The organism is Stappia sp. (genome assembly GCF_040110915.1).
Taxonomy (GTDB): Bacteria; Pseudomonadota; Alphaproteobacteria; order Rhizobiales; family Stappiaceae; genus Stappia.
On record NZ_CP157793.1, the window covers coordinates 2,929,671 to 2,946,650 of the forward strand.

Genomic DNA, 16,980 nt, shown 5'->3' on the forward strand with positions numbered 1-16,980 from the left:
CCCGGCCCTCACTCGTAGTGACCCGGGACGAGTTCGCCGTCGCGGAACTCGGTCGGCTTGATCCATTGCCCCTCGGGCACGCCCTCGCGGGTGGCCAGCGTCACCAGAAAGATGACACCGAGACCGAGCCCGGCAATCACCAGCCAGACGATGGGACCGTTGCGCCAGTTCTCGGAGGTTTGCGCCTTCTTGTTGATGAAGAGCCAGATGGCATAGCCGACGAAGGGAAGAAGGAAGAGAAACAGTTGAGTGAGGATGATACGCAGCATCAGCGACAGACCGTCTCGTACAAGGTGCGAAGGATCCCGGCGGTAACGCCCCAGATGTAGCGTTCTCCATAGGGAATGGCGTAGAAGTAGCGCGGTTTTCCCGCAAGCAAACGGCTTTGACGCTGGTGGTTGATCTCGTCCATGAGAAAGGCGAGCGGCACCTCGAAGACCTCCGCCACCTCGCCCGGTTCCGGCGTGAAGCGGGCGGACGGATCGACCAGCCCCACGACCGGCGCGACCCGGTAGCCGGAGCCGGTGAGATAGGTCGGCAGGATCCCCGCCGGCGCCACGAGATCGCGCGCCAGGCCGATTTCCTCCTCCGCCTCGCGCAGCGCGGCGCCGACCGGACCGCCGTCGCCGGGATCGATCTTGCCGCCGGGCAGCGCGATCTGGCCGGCATGCGAGGGCAGATGCTCGGTGCGCTGGGTCAGAACCACGGTGGCCCCGCCCGGTCGATCGATCACGGGGATCAGCACCGCGGCATCGCGCGGGGCGTGCCGGGCGAAGGCGAAGGGCCCCATGTCCGGATTGAGGATGTGGTCGCCCACCTCGTCGCGCGGCGCCGTTTCCAGCCGCATGCGGGCCTCGGCCACGAAGGCATCGGCCGACTCGAGATAGGCACGCGCGCCTGCGCGCGTCGACACGCTCACCCCGATGCGCCCCCGCTCCTCTGCGCCTGTTCCGCCGGGACGGGGAAGAATGTTCCCCCGCTCCACACGCCGACCGCGCCGTTTGCGTCCTCGACCATCAGCTCCGCGAGCTGATGCAGCAGCGCGCGGGTGAACAGCGCCTCGAGCCGGCCGCGCACCAGCGCATAGGGCTTGAGGCCGCCGGTCTCCGGTTCGCTCTCGAACCTGAGCGGATGCTCGGCATCGAGGCGCACCACATCGCCCACGTTGGTGCGCAGGGTCAGGAGCTGCCCGTCGCCGGCGCCCTCGGCATGCAGCTCGACGGCCAGAAAGGGAGCGTCGTCGACGGTGATCCCGATTCGCTCGACCGGGGTCACAAGATAGTGACGACCGTCCGCGTCGCGGCGCAGGACGGAGGCGAACAGGCGCACAAGGCGGTCGCGCCCGATCGGCGACCCCAGATAGAACCACCGCCCGTCGGCCGCGATGCGCATGTCGAGATCGCCGCAAAACGGCGGGTTCCAGCGCTCCACGGGCGGCGGAGTGCGCGCATCGCCCGCGCGCGCGACCAGATCCGCCAGACCGGCGGGGAGCGTGGCTTCGCCGGATTGGAGAGGTTGGCTCATCGCTTTTTCATCCGATCCAGTTGTCGCCGCCATGATTTGGCCCATACCCTGATTTGTCATCTGATTTCGGCGCGCCCGTCCTGTCAGGTGGGGCGCCGACGCCGCGGTGCAAGAGGGACCCGCCCCGCGAGACGCGCGGGGAGCCGGATCCTCGCACGCCGCCGGCTCGATCCGGGACGCCGGCATCCAGGTGTCGCCGAATGGCGTAACCCGGATGAGACCAGACGCCGGATGCGGACGGAAGCCGGACGCGAAAACATGCCTCTTGGCCTTAGGCCTCGCCGGCGGCACTGTCAAACAGGCTGGCAAACGAGCCGGCAAACCGGTCAGCGAGCCGGCCGGCGACACAAGCTGGCGTAACCGGCCATCGAACACGGTCTATAATACCGGGCGGCGGAACAGGAAGGGACGAGCAATCATGAGCGCAATCACTCCCCCGGAGGTCGATCAGGACCAGGTGGTCCGCGACGCGGAAGCCGCGATGGCGCAGATCGCCGCGGCCCGCACCGAGATCTCGCGGATCATCTTCGGCCAGGAAAGCGTGGTCGAACGCGCGCTGGTGACGCTCCTGTCCGGCGGCCACGGTCTGCTGGTCGGCGTGCCGGGGCTTGCCAAGACCAAGCTCGTGGAAACGCTCGGCACCGTGCTCGGCCTCGATGCGCGGCGCATCCAGTTCACGCCCGACCTGATGCCCTCCGACATTCTCGGCGCCGAGGTGATGGACCAGGCCGCCGACGGCAGCCGCGCCTTCCGCTTCATCAAGGGGCCGATCTTCTCCCAGCTTCTGATGGCCGACGAGATCAACCGCGCCAGCCCGCGCACCCAGTCGGCGCTGCTGCAGGCGATGCAGGAGTATCACGTCACCGTCGCCGGCCACAGCTACGACCTGCCGCGCCCCTTCCACGTGCTCGCGACCCAGAACCCGCTGGAGCAGGAAGGCACCTATCCGCTGCCCGAGGCGCAGCTCGACCGCTTCCTGATGCAGATCGACGTGCATTATCCCGACCGCGACGCGGAGCGCCGCATCCTGCTGGAGACCACCGGCGCCCAGGACGGCAGCGCCGAGGCGGCCATGTCCGCCGACGAGCTGATGGCCTGCCAGCAGCTGGTGCGCCGCATGCCGGTCGGCGAAAGCGTGGTGGAGGCCATTCTGGAGCTGGTGCGCTCCGCGCGTCCGGGCGAGACCGACGACGAGCTCGCCGGTCTCATCGCCTGGGGGCCGGGGCCGCGCGCCAGCCAGGCGCTGATGCTCACCGTGCGCGCCCGCGCGCTGGTCGACGGCCGCCTCGCCCCCTCGGTCGATGACGTGCTGGCGCTCGCCGAACCGGTATTGCAGCACCGCATGGCGCTGACCTTCGCCGCGCGCGCCGACGGTCACACCATCCGCAGCCTGATCGGCCGCGTGAAGTCGCGGATCGGGTAAGGAGCGCGCATGACCGGTCCCGCCGCCCGCTTCGGTCTGGGCTCCGCCCGCGACACATCGGCCTCCGGCGACGGCGAGCCCTGGCCGCGAATCGTCGGCGCCGCCCGCTCGCTCGCCGATGCGCTGCCGGACCTGCTGGTCGAGGCCAAACAGGTCGCCATGACCACCAACGCCGGCTGGCACGGGCGCCGGCGCGCCGGGTCTGGCGAAAATTTCTGGCAGTTCCGTCCGTTTCTCGCCGGCGAGCCGGTCAAGCGCATCGACTGGCGCCGCTCCGCGCGCGACGATCATCTCTATGTGCGCGAGCGCGAGTGGGAAGCCGCGCACACCGTATGGCTCTGGGCGGACCTGTCGCCGTCGATGGCGTTCCGCTCCGACCTCGCACCGACGCTGAAGCGCGACCGCGCGCTGGTGCTGCTGCTGGCGCTTGCCGATCTCTTGGCCGAGACCGGCGAGCGCGTCGGTCTGCCGGGCCTGCGCCGCCCGGTGTCCGACCGCCACGCGGCCGAGCGCATCGCCGCCGCCCTTGCCCATGTGCGCGATCCCGTGAGCCTGCCCGACCCGCATGAAATCCGCCGCTTCTCCGACGTGGTGCTGATCGGCGACCTGCTCGATCCGCTGGAAGAGACGCTCGCGTGGATGCGCACCGTCGCGGCAACCGGCGCGCGCGCCCATATCGTCATGCTGCTCGATCCGGTGGAGGAGACCTTCCCCTTCACCGGCCGCACCGAGTTCCGCGATCCCGAAACCGGCTTCCGCCTGACCTCCGGCAAGGCGCAGGAGTGGAAGGCGGCCTATGCGGAGCGGCTCGACGCGCATCGCACGGCCCTGTCCGACATGGCGCGCACCGCCGGCTGGACGTTTCTGGTCCATCACACCGACCGGCCCGCCTCGGAGCCGATGCTGGTGCTGCACAGCCGGCTGAGCGGACTTCTGATGGCCGATGGCAGGGGAGACGGGGCATGAGTTCGCTGATCCCTCTGGGTTTCACAGCACCGCTGGCGCTCGCCGCCCTGCTGCTTCTGCCGGCCATCTGGTGGCTGCTGCGGCTGATTCCGCCGCGTCCGCGCCAGATCGCCTTTCCCCCGGCCCGGCTGCTGGCCGACATCGACCGGCGCGAGGAAACCCCGGACAAGAGCCCGCTGTGGCTGACGATCCTGCGGCTTCTCCTCGCCGCAGCCCTCATTCTGGCACTCGCCGGCCCGATCTGGCGCCCGGCGACCGAAACGCCCGCCGGCGACGGGCCGCTGTGGATCCTGCTCGACAACGGCTGGGCCTCCGCCCACGCCTGGGATACCCGTCGCGAGGCGGCGGAACGGCTGATCGACGCGGCCGCCGCCGACAGCCGGACCGTCTATCTGGTCGCCACCGCCGAGGGACCGGACCAGCCGGAGGGACCACAGACGGCGACCGCGGCGCTGGAGCGGCTGCGCGCGCTGGAGCCGCGCCCCTGGCCGGCGGCGCGCGGCGCGGTGACCATCGCGCTTCGCAAGGCGGCCGCGACGCAGGCCCCCGGCGCTGTCGTCTGGCTGACGGCCGACGAGGCGGAGGCGACGACACCCCGCTTTCTGGACGATCTCGCCACCATTGCCGGAGACGCCGAGTTGCGCATTCACACCGACCCCACAAGGCCGTCGGTGCTGGCCGACGCGCGCAATGACGTCGATGCCCTGACGGCCACGGTTCTCCCGGGCGCGGCGAGCGCGCCGCCGGTGCGCGTGCGGGCGCTTGACCGCAAGGGGCTCGTTCTGGGCGAGACACTGGCCACCTACGACGGCGACGAGACGCGCGGCACGGCGCGCTTCGACCTGCCGGTCGAGCTGCGCAACGACGTGACGCGGCTGGAGATCGTCGGCGAGCAGAGCGCAGCCGGCGTCCAATTGCTCGACGACCGGTGGCAGCGGCGCACCGTGGGCCTGGTCTCCGGCGCCTCCGTCGATCAGGCGCAGCCGCTGCTCTCGCCGCTCTATTATCTCGACCGCGCGCTGTCGCCCTTCACCGAATTGCGCCGCCCGCGCGCCGATGCGCTCGACGACGCGATCCCCGCGCTCATCGAAAGCGGCGCCTCGGTGCTGATCCTGGCCGACGTCGGCCGCATGCCGCCGAGCGCCCGCGACGCGGTCGCGCGCTGGGTGGAGCAGGGCGGCGTGCTGGTGCGCTTCGCCGGCCCGCGCCTGGCCGGTGGCACGGACGACCTGATCCCCACGCCCCTGCGCGCCGGCGACCGGGCGCTCGGCGGCAGCCTGTCCTGGGATGACCCGCAACCGCTCGCCGAGTTCTCGCAAGGCTCGCCCTTCGCGGGCCTCGAGGTGCCCGCCGACGTCACCGTCAGCCGGCAGGTGCTGGCCGAGCCCGGCCCCGATCTCGCCGAGCGCAGCTGGGCCGTGCTCGCCGACGGCACGCCGCTGGTCACCGCCGCGCCGCGCGGGCGCGGCACGCTGGTGCTGTTCCATGTCTCCGCCGACACGAGCTGGTCGAACCTGCCGCTGTCCGGCACCTTCGTGGAGATGCTGCGCCGGGTCGTGGCCCTTTCGACGACAGCGCCGGCCACGGCCGGCCCGGAGACGGGCGCACCCGCCTCCGCCACGCGCGCCGCCGACACAATGCCCCAGCTTGCCCCCTCGCGGCTGCTCGACGGCTACGGCCGCCTCGGCCCGCCGCCGGCCTCCGCCATTCCCATCGGAGCCACCGACGAGATCGCGCCGGGCCGCCGCCACCCACCGGGGCTCTACGGCAGCGACGACGCCTTTCGCGCGGTCAATCTGTTCACCGACCCGGACAACGCGCGCCGGCTGGACCTGAGCCCGCTTGCCGAGCGCGCGACGCTTTCGACCTATCCGAGCGCGCAGGCGACCGACCTGCGCCCCGCGCTCTTCGTGCTCGCGCTGCTGCTGCTCTTCGCCGACGCCCTCGCCATGATGGCCCTGCGCGGCGACCGGCGCGGCCTGCGCGGCCGGCTTGCCGGCGCGACCTGCGTGCTCGCCGCCGGCCTGCTGGTGCTGCCGCTGCTGGCTCCGGTCGCCGCGCAGGCACAGGACACCTCGGACGACATCCGCGCGCTCGACGCGACCCTCGATACGCGGCTTGCCTATGTGATCACCGGCGACGGCGCGCGCGACGAGATGAGCCGGCAGGGGCTCTACGGCCTGACCCGCTTCCTCGCGGGCCGCACGGCGCTGGAGCCCGAGGCGCCGATCGGCGTCGACGTCGCGGCCGACGAACTCGCCTTCTTCCCCCTGCTCTACTGGCCGGTCTCCGAGGAAACGCCGATCCCGGACGCCGACACGCTTGCCCGGGTCGACGCCTTCATGCGCAACGGCGGGACGATCCTTTTCGACACGGCCGACCAGCTGTCCTCCGGCATCAGCGGCTTCGGCACCTCCCCCTCGGTGCTGCGGCTGCGCGCGATGCTCGACGGGCTGGATATCCCGCCGCTGGAACCGGTGCCGCCCGACCATGTGCTGACCAAGGCGTTCTATCTGCTCGACAGTTTCCCGGGCCGTTACACCGGCAGCCCGCTGTGGGTCGAGGCGGTGGAGACCGATCCGCGCGCGGCCTCGGGGCGTCCGGTGCGCGCCGGCGACGGGGTGTCGCCGATCCTCATCACCGGCAACGACTTCGCCGCCGCCTGGGCGATCGACGAGGCCGGCACCTATCTCTACCCGACCGTGCCGGCCGATCCCGTGCAGCGCGACTTCGCTTTTCGCGCCGGCGTGAACATCGTGATGTATGCGCTGACCGGCAACTACAAGGCGGATCAGGTGCACATCCCGGCCCTGCTGGAACGGCTCGGACAATAGGAGCGCGCGCGTGATCTGGTCCCTGTCCTTCGACCCCCTGCTGCCGATCTGGGCGCTCTCCGCCGCCGCGGTCCTCGCCGTCGCGCTCGCGGTGCTTTCGGCGGTGATGCGTCTGCCGGCCTGGCCCTTGCGCGGGCTGGCTATGGCGCTGCTCGTCGCCGCGCTCGCCGGCCCGGCGGTCGAACGCGAGGACCGCGAGCCCCTTGCCAGCGTCGTGTCGGTCATCGTCGACGACAGCCAGAGCCAGCGGCTGGGGGACCGGGCCGAGACCACCGAGGCGGCGCTTGCCACGCTGCAGGAGCGCTTCGCCGCCCTGCCCGGTTACGAGGTGCGCGTCACCCGCGCCGGACGCGGCGACGGCCGCACGGCGGACGGCACGGCGCTCTTCTCCGCGCTCGCCGACAGTCTGTCCGATGTGCCGCCGGAACGCATCGGCGGCGCCGTTCTCATCACCGACGGGCAGGTGCACGATATCCCCGAAAAGGCGGAGGATCTCGGCTTCGACGCGCCGCTGCACGGTCTGGTCACGGGCCGGGAGGACGAGGTCGATCGGCGGCTGGCCATCGCCAGGGCGCCGAAATTCGCGCTTGTCGGCTCGCAGCAGGTCGTCACGCTGCAACTTCAGGATCACGGCCGGACGGAGGCGGGCGGCGATGCCCGCATCCTGGTGCGCCGCGACGGCGAGATCGTCTCCGAACACCGCGCGCGCCCCGGCGCCACACTCGACATTCCCGTCGAGATCGCCCACGGCGGCGACAACATCTTCGAGTTCTCCGCCGACACGCTGCCCGGCGAACTGACCGAACTGAACAACCGCGTCGTCGTCACCGTGGAGGGCATTCGCGAGAACCTGCGCGTGCTGCTCGTCTCGGGAAGCCCGCACGCGGGCGAGCGCACCTGGCGCAATCTCCTGAAGTCCGACGCCTCGGTCGATCTGGTGCATTTCACCATCCTGCGCCCGCCCAACAAGCAGGACGGGACGCCGATCAACGAGCTGTCGCTGATCGCCTTCCCGACGCGCGAGCTGTTCTCGACCAAGATCGACGAATTCGACCTGATCATCTTCGACCGCTACGTGCGGCGCGGCGTGCTGCCGCTGCTCTATTTCGACAACATCGCCCGCTACGTGCGCGACGGCGGCGCCGTGCTGGTGGCGAGTGGCCCGGACTATGCCGATGGCGGCAGCCTCTACCGCACGCCGCTCTCGCCCGTGCTTCCGGCCGAGCCGACGGGGATGATCTACGAGGAGCCCTTCCGCGCGGCGATCTCCGACACCGGCGAGCGCCATCCCGTGACGCGCGGACTGCCCGGCGCAACCGCGACGCCGCCCGACTGGAGCCGCTGGTTCCGGCTGGTGGAGGCCAATGTGGCCGCCGGCGACACCTTGATGAACGGGGTAGACGACAAACCGCTCCTGGTGCTCTCGCGCGAGGGCGAGGGCCGCGTCGCGGTGCTGCTGTCCGATCACGTGTGGCTGTGGGCGCGCGGCTACGAGGGCGGCGGACCGCATGTGCCGCTGCTGCGCCGCCTCGCCCATTGGCTCATGCAGGAACCGGATCTGGAGGAAGAGGCGCTTCGGCTTTCCGCGCGCGGCGCGGAGGTCGTCGCCGAACGGCAGACGATCTCGGAGGCCGTCGGCGATCTGACGCTGACGCTGCCGGGCGGCGAGACCCGCACGCTCACGCCGACCGAAGTGTCGCCGGGCCTGTGGCGGGCGAACACGCCCGCACCCGATCTCGGCCTCTACACGGTCGACGACGGCACGCGCAAGGCGCTCGTCCATGTCGGCCCGCCCAACCCGCGCGAGTTCACCGACGTCCTCAGCACGACCGCCACGCTGGCGGGGCTCGCCTCGGAAACGGGCGGCTCGGTGCGCCGCGTCGCGGATGCCGGGGGCGAACTGCTGATGCCGCGCGTGGTGCCGCTGCGCCGTGCCTCCGCCTTTGCCGGCGACGGCTGGATCGGCTTTCGCACCACGGATGCGAGCGTCTTGAAGGGCGTCGACCGCTATCCGCTGTTCCAGGGCCTTCTGGGCCTTGCGCTTCTGCTCGGCGCCGTCTCGCTGCTGTGGTACCGCGAAGGGCGCTGACCGGTTGTTATCGCGTCAGGCCCGGCCATCTCAGACGCGCGGCGCTCCGCCGCGCGTGGCGCCCGCCGGCATCTCCGCATCCGGATCGAGCCGCGCGATCAGCAGCCGGGCCGGATCGACCGGACCGGGCAGCGTGATGCGCCCCGGCGGCACCGGCTCGAACCCCAGCGGGCCGTAATAGGGCGCGTCGCCGACGAGCAGCACGGAGCCTTCGCCGAGCGCACGCGCGCTCTTGAGCACATGCGCGACGAGCAGCCGACCGAGCCCCTGGCTCTTGAAGGCCGGCGCGACGGTCAGCGGCCCGAGCAGCAGCGACGGCGTGTCGCCGATGGAAATCCGGGTCAGCCACACGGAGCCGGCGATCGCCTCGCCGCTCAGCCCGACGAAACTGAGGCGGGGATCGTGCGCAACACCCTCGCGCAGCCGGAAGGCGGTGCGGGCGAACCGGCCGGGCCCGAAGGCTTCGGCCTGAAGGGTTTCGACATGCGGAAGGTCGGACGGCTGTTCGGTCCGGATGAGCCAGGCATTGGCAAGCATGATGGGGATCTCGACGATGAACGAAAGGCAGATCAGCCGCCGCGTCGCCGACCGCCCCTGTCGTCTTGCCTCAGACGACGGCAGCCGGGACCGCGCGCGGCGCGAAGCGCGAGGACAAGCCTCGTCGCAGTTCTCGTCGTCGCTGCCGGTTGAAGGCGGTCATGCCGGTGGGTCCCCGTTCGCGGACCCTGCGCCCGCGGTGGCAGGGTCGATAGCATGGGGCCGGCGCGTCGTAAAGCCGTTTGCGGCCTCCTCCCGACACCCGGCCGGCGGGACCATCGTTCACGCAAGGTGAACGCACTTTCCAGAGCGTTGAAGAAAGATGTCCCTCCCCCATCTTTCCGCACAGACAACGATGCAATCGACAGGAAGCGACAGGGAGGCCACCCATGGGACGTCTCGTGGACGGTGTCTGGCACACCGACTGGTACGACACGAAATCGACCGGCGGACGGTTCGTGCGCAAGACTTCCGCCTTCCGCAACTGGGTTACGCCCGACGGCGCGCCGGGCCCGAGCGGCAGCGGCGGCTTTGCGGCAGAGGCCGGGCGGTATCACCTGATCGTCTCGCTCGCCTGTCCCTGGGCCCATCGCACGCTGATCCTGCGCCGGCTGAAGCGGCTGGAGGACACGATCACCGTTTCAGTGGTCGAGCCGCTGATGCTCGACGACGGCTGGACCTTCGCCGAGCCCGATCCGGTGACGGGTGCCGAAACCGCCTGGCAGGTCTATGTGAAGGCCGATCCGGTCTATTCCGGCCGCGCCACCGTGCCGATCCTCTGGGACCGCGAGCGCGAAACCATCGTCTCCAACGAATCCTCGGAAATCCTGCGCATGTTCAACGCAGCCTTCGACGCCCTGGACGGCGTGGAGACGCGCCTCGACGTCTATCCGCAGGAGCTTCGCGAGGAGATCGACGCGGTGAACGCGCGCGTCTACGACACGGTCAACAACGGCGTCTACAAGGCCGGCTTCGCCACCACGCAAGGCGCCTATGAAGAGGCGGTGACGCAGCTCTTCGAGAGCCTCGACTGGCTGGAGGACCGGCTGGCGCGCCAGCGCTATCTCGTCGGCGGACGGATCACCGAGGCCGACTGGCGTCTTTTCACCACGCTGGTGCGCTTCGATCCGGTCTATGTCGGCCACTTCAAGTGCAACCTGCGCCGGATCGTGGACTATCCGAACCTCTCCAACTACCTGCGCGAGTTGTATCAGCACCCGGGCGTCGCCGGCACCTGCGACTTCGAAACCATCAAGACGCATTACTACGGCTCGCACGAGACGGTGAACCCGACACGGATCGTGCCGCTCGGGCCCGTGCTCGATCTCGACGCGCCGCACGACCGGGACCGGCTGCCGCTCGCCGCGTGAGCTCTGCACGGCGCCCACGCCGCGTCTACCAGGTCTCGGAAATCTCCGCCTGCCCCGCGAGTTCGGCAAGCCGCCGCCGCGTGGCGGGCGTCGCCCCTTCGGGAAGGGCGTCGGGCGAATAAAACCCGACCTCGCGGATTTCCAGGCCTGTCGTGAAGCCGCCCGGCGGCTGCGCCACGCCATCGAGACGATAGAAGCCGACGTGGTCGCGCGGGTCGATGCGGGCGTTTTGATAGATCGCGACGAGGCGCGGTCGAGTGTTCGTCGCGACCCCGGTTTCCTCGCGCAATTCCCGCAGCGCCGCCGCCGCCAGCGTCTCGCCCGGATCGACGCCGCCGCCGGGCAGATACCAGCCCGGCGTGTAGCTGTGACGCACCAGCAGGACGCGTCCCTCATCGTCGAAGGCGGCGACCCGCACGCCGAGCGTCATTGCGCGCCGGACCCGACCGAGCCCGATCATGAGCGCGCTCGCCCGGCGCGCGAACCACGACGGCCGGTATCCCCGCGCAGCACTCACCGCGCCCCGCTCCCGCCGGACGCCGGCCGTCGCACCGGCAAGGCTTTCTTAACCGGCCATGCGGGCCGCGCAGGGGAGCACTGCGAAAGCGTGTGTTGTGAAGCGCGCCGACTGCGACCACATTCCGCGCGTCCGCAGGCGATCCCGCGCAATAGGGCGCGACGCGATGCCTTCGGACGCCCAAAGGAGACTCCCATGTTCACGGCGTTGTTCACGGCTCGCAGGAAGCGGCGGTTCGCATGGCGGCCGGCGGTCGATCTGACCAACCCGCGCATTGCCGCGACGCTGACCACCTTCAGCGCAAACTGACACATCCCGGGGCGCGCCCCGCGCGCGGCCACGATTCCTTCGGGCGCGACCTGTCGCGCCCCTGCAAGGCGCCCGGTTCCACCGCGGCGCTTTTTGCTTGACCGGCGGACCGCTTCCTTCTGATGTGACGCCATGTTCCGCCTTGCCCACCTGTCCGACCCGCATCTGGGTCCAATGCCCGACGCGCGCCTGCGCGACCTGATGTCGAAGCGCATGATCGGCTACGTCAACTGGCATCGCAACCGCGCGCGCGCCCTGACCGCCTCCTGGCTCGACCGCCTTGTGGACGACATGCGCCGCCAGGCGCCCGACCATGTCGCGCTGACCGGCGATCTCGTCAACATCGCGCTCGATCAGGAGATCGCCGCCGCGCGGCGCTGGCTCGATGCCCTCGCGCCACCGGATCGCCTGTCCGTGGTTCCGGGCAACCACGACGCCTATGTGCCGGGCGCATTGCGCCGGGCCAGCGAGGCCTGGGCGCCCTACATGACCGGGGACGGCGCGCCGGGCGTGCATTTTCCCTATGTGCGCAAACGCGGCCCCCTCGCCCTCGTCGGCGTGTCGAGCGCGCGCGCCAGCGGCCCGTGGTTCGCCACCGGACGCATCGGCAGCCGTCAGACACGCCACCTGCGCGAAACGCTGGAGGCGTTGGGCGCGCAAGGAGTGTTCCGGGTCGTGATGATCCATCATCCGCCGCAGCGCGGCGCGACCGCCTGGCACAAGCGGCTGACGGACGCCTCGCGCGTGCGCGCCGCGATCAAGCGCGCGGGCGCGGAACTCGTCCTGCACGGCCACACCCATCTGGCCACGCGCACCCATATCGAGGGCCCGCACGGACCGGTTCCCGTGATCTGCGTGCCCTCGGCCTCCAACGGCCCCGGCCACAAGCGCCCGGCGGCGCGCTACAATCTGTTCTCGATCGACGGTGCGCACGGCGCCTGGACCTGCGAGATGGAAGAGCGCGGTTTTCGCGCGCAGACATTGGAAGACGCGGGAGGTGTGGACACGCTCGCGCGGCACAGTCTCGCGATTCCCGGCACGCCCGCAGCCGTAGCCTGACGCCCTTTGGCGACAACGCCTGGGGAGCGCGCCTGGGGAGATATCGCTCTCGGAAGATCTTGATCCAGCGACCGTGACGCGCGTCAGTTGAGCGGATTGGCGAACCACGCATAGCCGATGAGCGCCGCGGCGCCGACCAGAAGCCCGACGGCGAAGGCCGCGAACGGACCCCACAGGCCGCGCACATGCGGCACCTGCGGCGGGTCGGCCTCCGCGCTTCCCGCCTCCTGAGCCGCCTGGGCCGGCGGCGCCTCGCGCAGGCGCTTCGACAACCAGTCGCCTTCCACCGCGCGTTCGCGCTCCAGGACCCGCTCGGCGATATATTCGGTGATGCAGTCGGCCATGTCCTCGAGCTCGGTCGTCTCGAGGATCACCGTGCGGCCGATGCGCGTATCCTTGATGAAGCGGTAGGTGCGCTTGTCGCGCCCCATCGCCACATGGCTGGTGATGTCGATCCACAGGCGCGGCACATTGCCCGGCACGATCTGGAACGAGAACTGGTCGTCGTCCTCGGGCACTTCCTTGAAGACGTCCTGCAGTTCCTCGCTGAGCAACTCGAGGCGGGCACGCTCGGACTCCTGCAATTCGACCACCACATCGGTGCGCTCGACCTCGGCGAGCTTGACCTTGCGGATCGCATCGCGAAGGCTGCGCACCTTGGCGTGCGGTACGACATTGTCACGCGATCTCGTCATGCGGCTTCCTGTTCCGGCCAAATCCACCGAGGCCCCGCCCGGCACTCGGCTCGTCGTGATCGAGGCTCATAGCGATCCAGGCTCGAAGTGCTCGGGGCCTGTAGCGATCGAGGCTCGTGATCGAATGGCGCGCGGCACCGCCCTGGACGCGCACGCATTCAGTAAACGAACTCTTAACGGAAACGTTTACCATAGTCTGTCACGCACCGCAGCAGCACGGAGCACTCCCACTGATTCTTCCACTGCGGAAGTCGCAAACATGGTTAACGCGAGTTAGGACTTTTTGATGGCAACCGTTTCCAGCAAGGAGCGCGGCGCGCGGAGCAGCAAGGAGCGCGTCGCGCAGGCGGCCCGCGCGGCCGGCCTGACCATCGACATCCACGACATGCCCGCCTCCACGCGCACCGCCGAGGAAGCGGCGGCTGCCTGCGGCTGCGAGGTGGCGCAGATCGTCAAGTCGCTGGTCTATCTCGGCGCCGAGAGCGACCGCGTGATCCTGCTTCTGGTCAGCGGGGTGAACCGGGTCGACGAGGCGGGCGTTGCTGAGCGGATCGGCGAGCCCCTGCGCCGTCCCGACGGGCGCACGGTGCGCGCCCGCACGGGCTTCGCCATCGGCGGCGTGTCCCCGCTCGGTCATGCCGGCGACGTGGCGGTCCATATCGACGAGGATCTTCTGCGCTTCGACACGGTGTGGGCCGCCGCCGGCGCGCCGAACAGCGTCTTTCAGGCGACGCCGGAGGATATCCGGCGCGCCACCGGCGCGACGCCGCTCAGGATGCGGGCGTGACGGCCCGAGCCTTCGTCAGACGTCGATGACCGGAATGTTCGGCCCCGCCGTTTCCGGCAGCAGGCCGCTCAGACGCGGATCGTCGGCGACCTCGATGGCGCGCTTGTAGGGCGTGAAGCCGCAGGAGCGGTAGAAGCCGAGCGCCTGCGGGCTGTCGGCGGTGCAGGTGTGCAGCCACATCCGCTTTGTCTCGGGCCGCGCCCAGACCCGGGCGAGCGCCTGGTTCATCAGCCAGCGCCCGGCGCCGCTGCCGATGGCCTCCGGCACCAGGCCGAAGTAGGCGAGTTCCGCGTTCTCCGGATCGGCGAAATTGAGTTCCAGCAGTCCGACCGCCTCGCCGTTGCTGCGACAGAAGTAGAGTTCGCGCGCCGGCTCCTGAAGCAGCTTCAGCAATTCCGCGTCATCCGCGCCCAGACGCCCGAACCACAGCCAGTCGTGGCCGATCCGGCGAAACAGCGCGCGATAGGCCGCCGGGTCCGGGTCCGTGATGCGCTCAAGCGCGAGATCCGGGCGCTCGATCCGGCGCACCAGCGGCTGGGCGCGCATTTCCAGATAGGTGACGATCATCGCGACCTTGCCGGGCGGCAGGTCGGTGTAACCGGCGAGATCGAGCGAAACGACGGACATGGCACGCGTCCCCTTGGCAGGCGGCGGGAATGTCTGTCAGATAGGCGCAAGCGCGCGTTGCAATCAACCCCCGCCCCGCCGCCCCGCCCGACCGGGCTCGCTCCCGCCTGTGCGACGCCACGCGACGCCAAGGGACGCCACGCCACGGGACGCACCACAGAGGATTTCATGAGACACGTCACGCTTGCCGCCCTGCAGATGGCCTGCGCGCCGGAGCGCGCCGACAATGTCGCGCGCGCCGAGGCACTGATCCGCGAGGCGGCCGGCCGGGGCGCCAACATCATCCTGCCGCAGGAGCTGTTCGAGTATCCCTATTTCTGTCAGGATGAAGCGCCGGACCTGCTGATGCGCGCCGAGCCTGCCGACGCGCAGCCGACGATTGCGCGCATGCAGGCGCTCGCCGCCGAACTCGGCGTCGTCATTCCCGTGAGCTTCTATGAACTGGCCGGTCAGGCACGCTTCAATTCCATCGCGATCATCGACGCCGACGGCGCCAATCTCGGCGTCTACCGCAAGAGCCACATTCCGCAGGGCTCGGGCTATCAGGAAAAATATTACTTCTCGCCCGGCGACACCGGCTTCCGGGTGTTCGACACCCGCTTCGGACGCATCGGCGTCGGCATTTGCTGGGACCAGTGGTTTCCCGAGACGGCCCGCGCCATGGCGCTGATGGGCGCCGAGATGCTGTTCTTCCCGACCGCCATCGGCTCGGAACTGCTCGATCCGACATGGGATTCGGCCGCGCACTGGCAGCGCGTCATGCAGGGTCACGCCGGGGCCAATCTGATGCCGCTGGTCGCCGCAAACCGCATCGGTACGGAACCCGGACGCAACGGCACCAAGCTCACCTTCTACGGCTCCTCCTTCATCGCCGACGCGACCGGTGCCAAGATCGCCGAGGCCGACCGCGCCAGCGAGACCGTGCTCACCGCGACCGTCGATCTGGACGAGATCGCCGCCCTGCGCGCCGGCTGGGGCGTCTTCCGCGACCGCCGGCCGGAGCTTTACGGCCCCCTGACGACCCTCGACGGCGCGTCGCGCCGGGGCTGACGAGCGGCAAGGGAGTTTCGCGCCATGCCCCGCCTGCTCGCCTCCACGCCCCGCGCCGACGGGTTCCGCATGCCTGGCGAGTTCGAGCCGCACGCCGGATGCTGGATGGTCTGGCCGGAGCGGACGGACAACTGGCGCCTCAACGCCAAGCCGGCTCAGGACGCCTTCGTCGCGGTCGCCGAGGCGATCCACCCCTCCGATCCCGTCACCATGGCGGTCTCGGCCGGGCAATACGCCAACGCGCGCGCCCGTTTGTCGCCGGGCATTCGCGTCGTGGAACTGTCGAGCGACGACGCCTGGATGCGCGATATCGGACCGAGCTTCGTGGTCGACGGCGCGGGCACCCGCCGCGCCGTCGACTGGCGCTTCAACGCCTGGGGCGGGCTTCACGACGGGCTCTATTTTCCCTGGGACCGCGACGACGCCGTGGCGGCGAAGGTCGCCGAGATCGAGGGCGCGGACCGCTACCGCGCGCCCCTCGTGCTGGAAGGCGGCGCGATCCATGTGGATGGCGACGGCACGGCCTACACAACCGGGGAATGCCTGCTCAGCCCCGGCCGCAATCCCGGGCTCTCGAAGCCGGAGATCGAGGCCCTGCTGGAGGACTACCTCGGCGTCGAGACCGTGCTCTGGGTGCCGCGCGGCGTCCATGGCGACGAGACCACCGGCCATGTCGACAATCTGCTGCATGTCTGCGCGCCGGGTCTCGTCGCCCTCACCTGGACCGACGATCCAGGCGACCCGCAGCATGCCCGCTCCGCCGAGGCGCTGGCGTTCCTGTCCCAAGCGAAAGACGCAAGAGGGCGGCGCCTGCGCGTCATCAAGCTGCCGATGCCCGGGCCGCTGTTCATGAGCGCCGCGGAAGCCGACGGCATCGACGCGCGCGCGGACGGCATGGTCCGCCGGGCCGGGGAACGGCTCGCGGCCAGCTACTGCAACTTCTACATAGGCACGACGCGCGTGGTCTATCCGCTGCTCGACCCGCGCACCGACGCCGAGGCCGGGGAGATCCTGCGCGGCCTCTTCCCGGATCGCGAGATCGTCGGCGTGCCGGCGCGCGAGATCCTGCTCGGCGGCGGCAACATCCATTGCATCACCCAGCAGGTTCCGAGATGAGGCACGGCCGGTTCGGCCCGCCTCGCAAAATGCGCCGGCGGTAAGGGCGTGTTAACCATGATCGGCGAGGCTGGGAC

16 protein-coding genes are annotated in these 16,980 nt (G+C 70.2%); 9 read left to right on the forward strand and 7 right to left on the reverse strand.

Translation table 11 applies throughout. The annotated features are described in order from the left end of the window. Nucleotides 1-8 precede the first annotated feature (8 nt). From ABL312_RS13185 to ABL312_RS13195, 3 genes are read right to left on the reverse strand one after another with little or no spacing between them, the layout of a single operon-like run. Nucleotides 9-269, reverse strand: a complete 261-nt coding sequence (locus ABL312_RS13185; RefSeq protein ID WP_349357849.1) for a DUF6111 family protein — start codon at nucleotides 267-269, stop codon at nucleotides 9-11. After that, nucleotides 269-919, reverse strand: coding sequence for a CoA pyrophosphatase (locus ABL312_RS13190; RefSeq protein ID WP_374730129.1), 651 nt, complete (start codon nucleotides 917-919; stop codon nucleotides 269-271). Before ABL312_RS13190 ends, ABL312_RS13185 begins: the two co-directional genes overlap by 1 nt. Then, nucleotides 916-1,524, reverse strand: a complete 609-nt coding sequence (locus ABL312_RS13195) for a DUF1285 domain-containing protein (protein WP_349357850.1) — start codon at nucleotides 1,522-1,524, stop codon at nucleotides 916-918. The genes ABL312_RS13190 and ABL312_RS13195 overlap by 4 nt, the downstream gene beginning before the upstream one ends. 418 nt (nucleotides 1,525-1,942) lie before the next feature. Between ABL312_RS13195 and ABL312_RS13200 the strand changes: the two genes are divergently transcribed. From ABL312_RS13200 to ABL312_RS13215, 4 genes are read left to right on the forward strand one after another with little or no spacing between them, the layout of a single operon-like run. After that, entirely contained in the window at nucleotides 1,943-2,947 is a 1,005-nt protein-coding gene (locus tag ABL312_RS13200; protein ID WP_349357851.1) for a MoxR family ATPase, read from the forward strand. A gap of 9 nt (nucleotides 2,948-2,956) precedes the next feature. Further along, entirely contained in the window at nucleotides 2,957-3,913 is a 957-nt protein-coding gene (locus ABL312_RS13205) for a DUF58 domain-containing protein (RefSeq protein ID WP_349357852.1), read from the forward strand. Beyond that, nucleotides 3,910-6,747 (forward strand): DUF4159 domain-containing protein, encoded by a 2,838-nt coding sequence (locus ABL312_RS13210; RefSeq protein WP_349357853.1) that lies wholly within the window; start codon nucleotides 3,910-3,912, stop codon nucleotides 6,745-6,747. Before ABL312_RS13205 ends, ABL312_RS13210 begins: the two co-directional genes overlap by 4 nt. 10 nt (nucleotides 6,748-6,757) lie before the next feature. Then, nucleotides 6,758-8,836: a hypothetical protein gene (locus tag ABL312_RS13215; protein WP_349357854.1), complete on the forward strand. Its 2,079-nt coding sequence runs from the start codon at nucleotides 6,758-6,760 to the stop codon at nucleotides 8,834-8,836. A gap of 30 nt (nucleotides 8,837-8,866) precedes the next feature. Here the strand turns inward: ABL312_RS13215 and ABL312_RS13220 are convergent, their stop codons facing one another. After that, nucleotides 8,867-9,373 carry an N-acetyltransferase gene (locus ABL312_RS13220; protein ID WP_349357855.1) on the reverse strand — a complete coding sequence of 169 codons (507 nt, stop codon included), beginning with the start codon at nucleotides 9,371-9,373 and terminating at the stop codon, nucleotides 8,867-8,869. A 389-nt stretch (nucleotides 9,374-9,762) separates the two neighbouring features. Between ABL312_RS13220 and ABL312_RS13225 the strand changes: the two genes are divergently transcribed. Beyond that, complete coding sequence (locus ABL312_RS13225) at nucleotides 9,763-10,743, forward strand: glutathione S-transferase family protein (RefSeq protein WP_349357856.1); 981 nt, start codon at nucleotides 9,763-9,765, stop codon at nucleotides 10,741-10,743. A gap of 25 nt (nucleotides 10,744-10,768) precedes the next feature. On the opposite strand, the gene ABL312_RS13230 is transcribed toward ABL312_RS13225, so the two are convergent. Continuing rightward, nucleotides 10,769-11,260, reverse strand: coding sequence for an NUDIX domain-containing protein (locus ABL312_RS13230; protein ID WP_349357857.1), 492 nt, complete (start codon nucleotides 11,258-11,260; stop codon nucleotides 10,769-10,771). A 441-nt stretch (nucleotides 11,261-11,701) separates the two neighbouring features. Between ABL312_RS13230 and ABL312_RS13235 the strand changes: the two genes are divergently transcribed. Beyond that, nucleotides 11,702-12,628 (forward strand): metallophosphoesterase, encoded by a 927-nt coding sequence (locus ABL312_RS13235; protein WP_349357858.1) that lies wholly within the window; start codon nucleotides 11,702-11,704, stop codon nucleotides 12,626-12,628. A gap of 83 nt (nucleotides 12,629-12,711) precedes the next feature. On the opposite strand, the gene ABL312_RS13240 is transcribed toward ABL312_RS13235, so the two are convergent. After that, nucleotides 12,712-13,323: a hypothetical protein gene (locus ABL312_RS13240; RefSeq protein ID WP_349357859.1), complete on the reverse strand. Its 612-nt coding sequence runs from the start codon at nucleotides 13,321-13,323 to the stop codon at nucleotides 12,712-12,714. A gap of 286 nt (nucleotides 13,324-13,609) precedes the next feature. Here ABL312_RS13240 and ABL312_RS13245 point away from each other — a divergent pair, with 286 nt between their 5' ends. Next, nucleotides 13,610-14,110 (forward strand): YbaK/EbsC family protein, encoded by a 501-nt coding sequence (locus ABL312_RS13245; protein WP_349357860.1) that lies wholly within the window; start codon nucleotides 13,610-13,612, stop codon nucleotides 14,108-14,110. A 15-nt stretch (nucleotides 14,111-14,125) separates the two neighbouring features. On the opposite strand, the gene ABL312_RS13250 is transcribed toward ABL312_RS13245, so the two are convergent. Then, complete coding sequence (locus tag ABL312_RS13250) at nucleotides 14,126-14,737, reverse strand: GNAT family N-acetyltransferase (RefSeq protein ID WP_349357861.1); 612 nt, start codon at nucleotides 14,735-14,737, stop codon at nucleotides 14,126-14,128. Between the two features lie 168 nt (nucleotides 14,738-14,905). Between ABL312_RS13250 and aguB the strand changes: the two genes are divergently transcribed. Further along, nucleotides 14,906-15,787, forward strand: coding sequence for an N-carbamoylputrescine amidase (gene aguB / locus ABL312_RS13255; protein WP_349357862.1), 882 nt, complete (start codon nucleotides 14,906-14,908; stop codon nucleotides 15,785-15,787). A gap of 24 nt (nucleotides 15,788-15,811) precedes the next feature. After that, complete coding sequence (gene aguA / locus ABL312_RS13260) at nucleotides 15,812-16,903, forward strand: agmatine deiminase (protein WP_349357863.1); 1,092 nt, start codon at nucleotides 15,812-15,814, stop codon at nucleotides 16,901-16,903. Nucleotides 16,904-16,980 lie beyond the last annotated feature (77 nt).

Excerpts from the sequence above, each read along its gene's own strand:
- ABL312_RS13250 (WP_349357861.1), bottom strand. The coding sequence starts at position 14,737 with ATGTCCGTCGTTTCGCTCGATCTCGCCGGTTACACCGACCTGCCGCCC.
- ABL312_RS13235 (WP_349357858.1), top strand. The coding sequence starts at position 11,702 with ATGTTCCGCCTTGCCCACCTGTCCGACCCGCATCTGGGTCCAATGCCC.
- ABL312_RS13220 (WP_349357855.1), bottom strand. The coding sequence starts at position 9,373 with ATGCTTGCCAATGCCTGGCTCATCCGGACCGAACAGCCGTCCGACCTT.
- aguB (WP_349357862.1), top strand. The coding sequence starts at position 14,906 with ATGAGACACGTCACGCTTGCCGCCCTGCAGATGGCCTGCGCGCCGGAG.
- ABL312_RS13240 (WP_349357859.1), bottom strand. The coding sequence starts at position 13,323 with ATGACGAGATCGCGTGACAATGTCGTACCGCACGCCAAGGTGCGCAGC.
- ABL312_RS13225 (WP_349357856.1), top strand. The coding sequence starts at position 9,763 with ATGGGACGTCTCGTGGACGGTGTCTGGCACACCGACTGGTACGACACG.
- ABL312_RS13200 (WP_349357851.1), top strand. The coding sequence starts at position 1,943 with ATGAGCGCAATCACTCCCCCGGAGGTCGATCAGGACCAGGTGGTCCGC.
- ABL312_RS13195 (WP_349357850.1), bottom strand. The coding sequence starts at position 1,524 with ATGAGCCAACCTCTCCAATCCGGCGAAGCCACGCTCCCCGCCGGTCTG.
- ABL312_RS13245 (WP_349357860.1), top strand. The coding sequence starts at position 13,610 with ATGGCAACCGTTTCCAGCAAGGAGCGCGGCGCGCGGAGCAGCAAGGAG.
- ABL312_RS13185 (WP_349357849.1), bottom strand. The coding sequence starts at position 269 with ATGCTGCGTATCATCCTCACTCAACTGTTTCTCTTCCTTCTTCCCTTC.
- ABL312_RS13210 (WP_349357853.1), top strand. The coding sequence starts at position 3,910 with ATGAGTTCGCTGATCCCTCTGGGTTTCACAGCACCGCTGGCGCTCGCC.
- ABL312_RS13205 (WP_349357852.1), top strand. The coding sequence starts at position 2,957 with ATGACCGGTCCCGCCGCCCGCTTCGGTCTGGGCTCCGCCCGCGACACA.
- aguA (WP_349357863.1), top strand. The coding sequence starts at position 15,812 with ATGCCCCGCCTGCTCGCCTCCACGCCCCGCGCCGACGGGTTCCGCATG.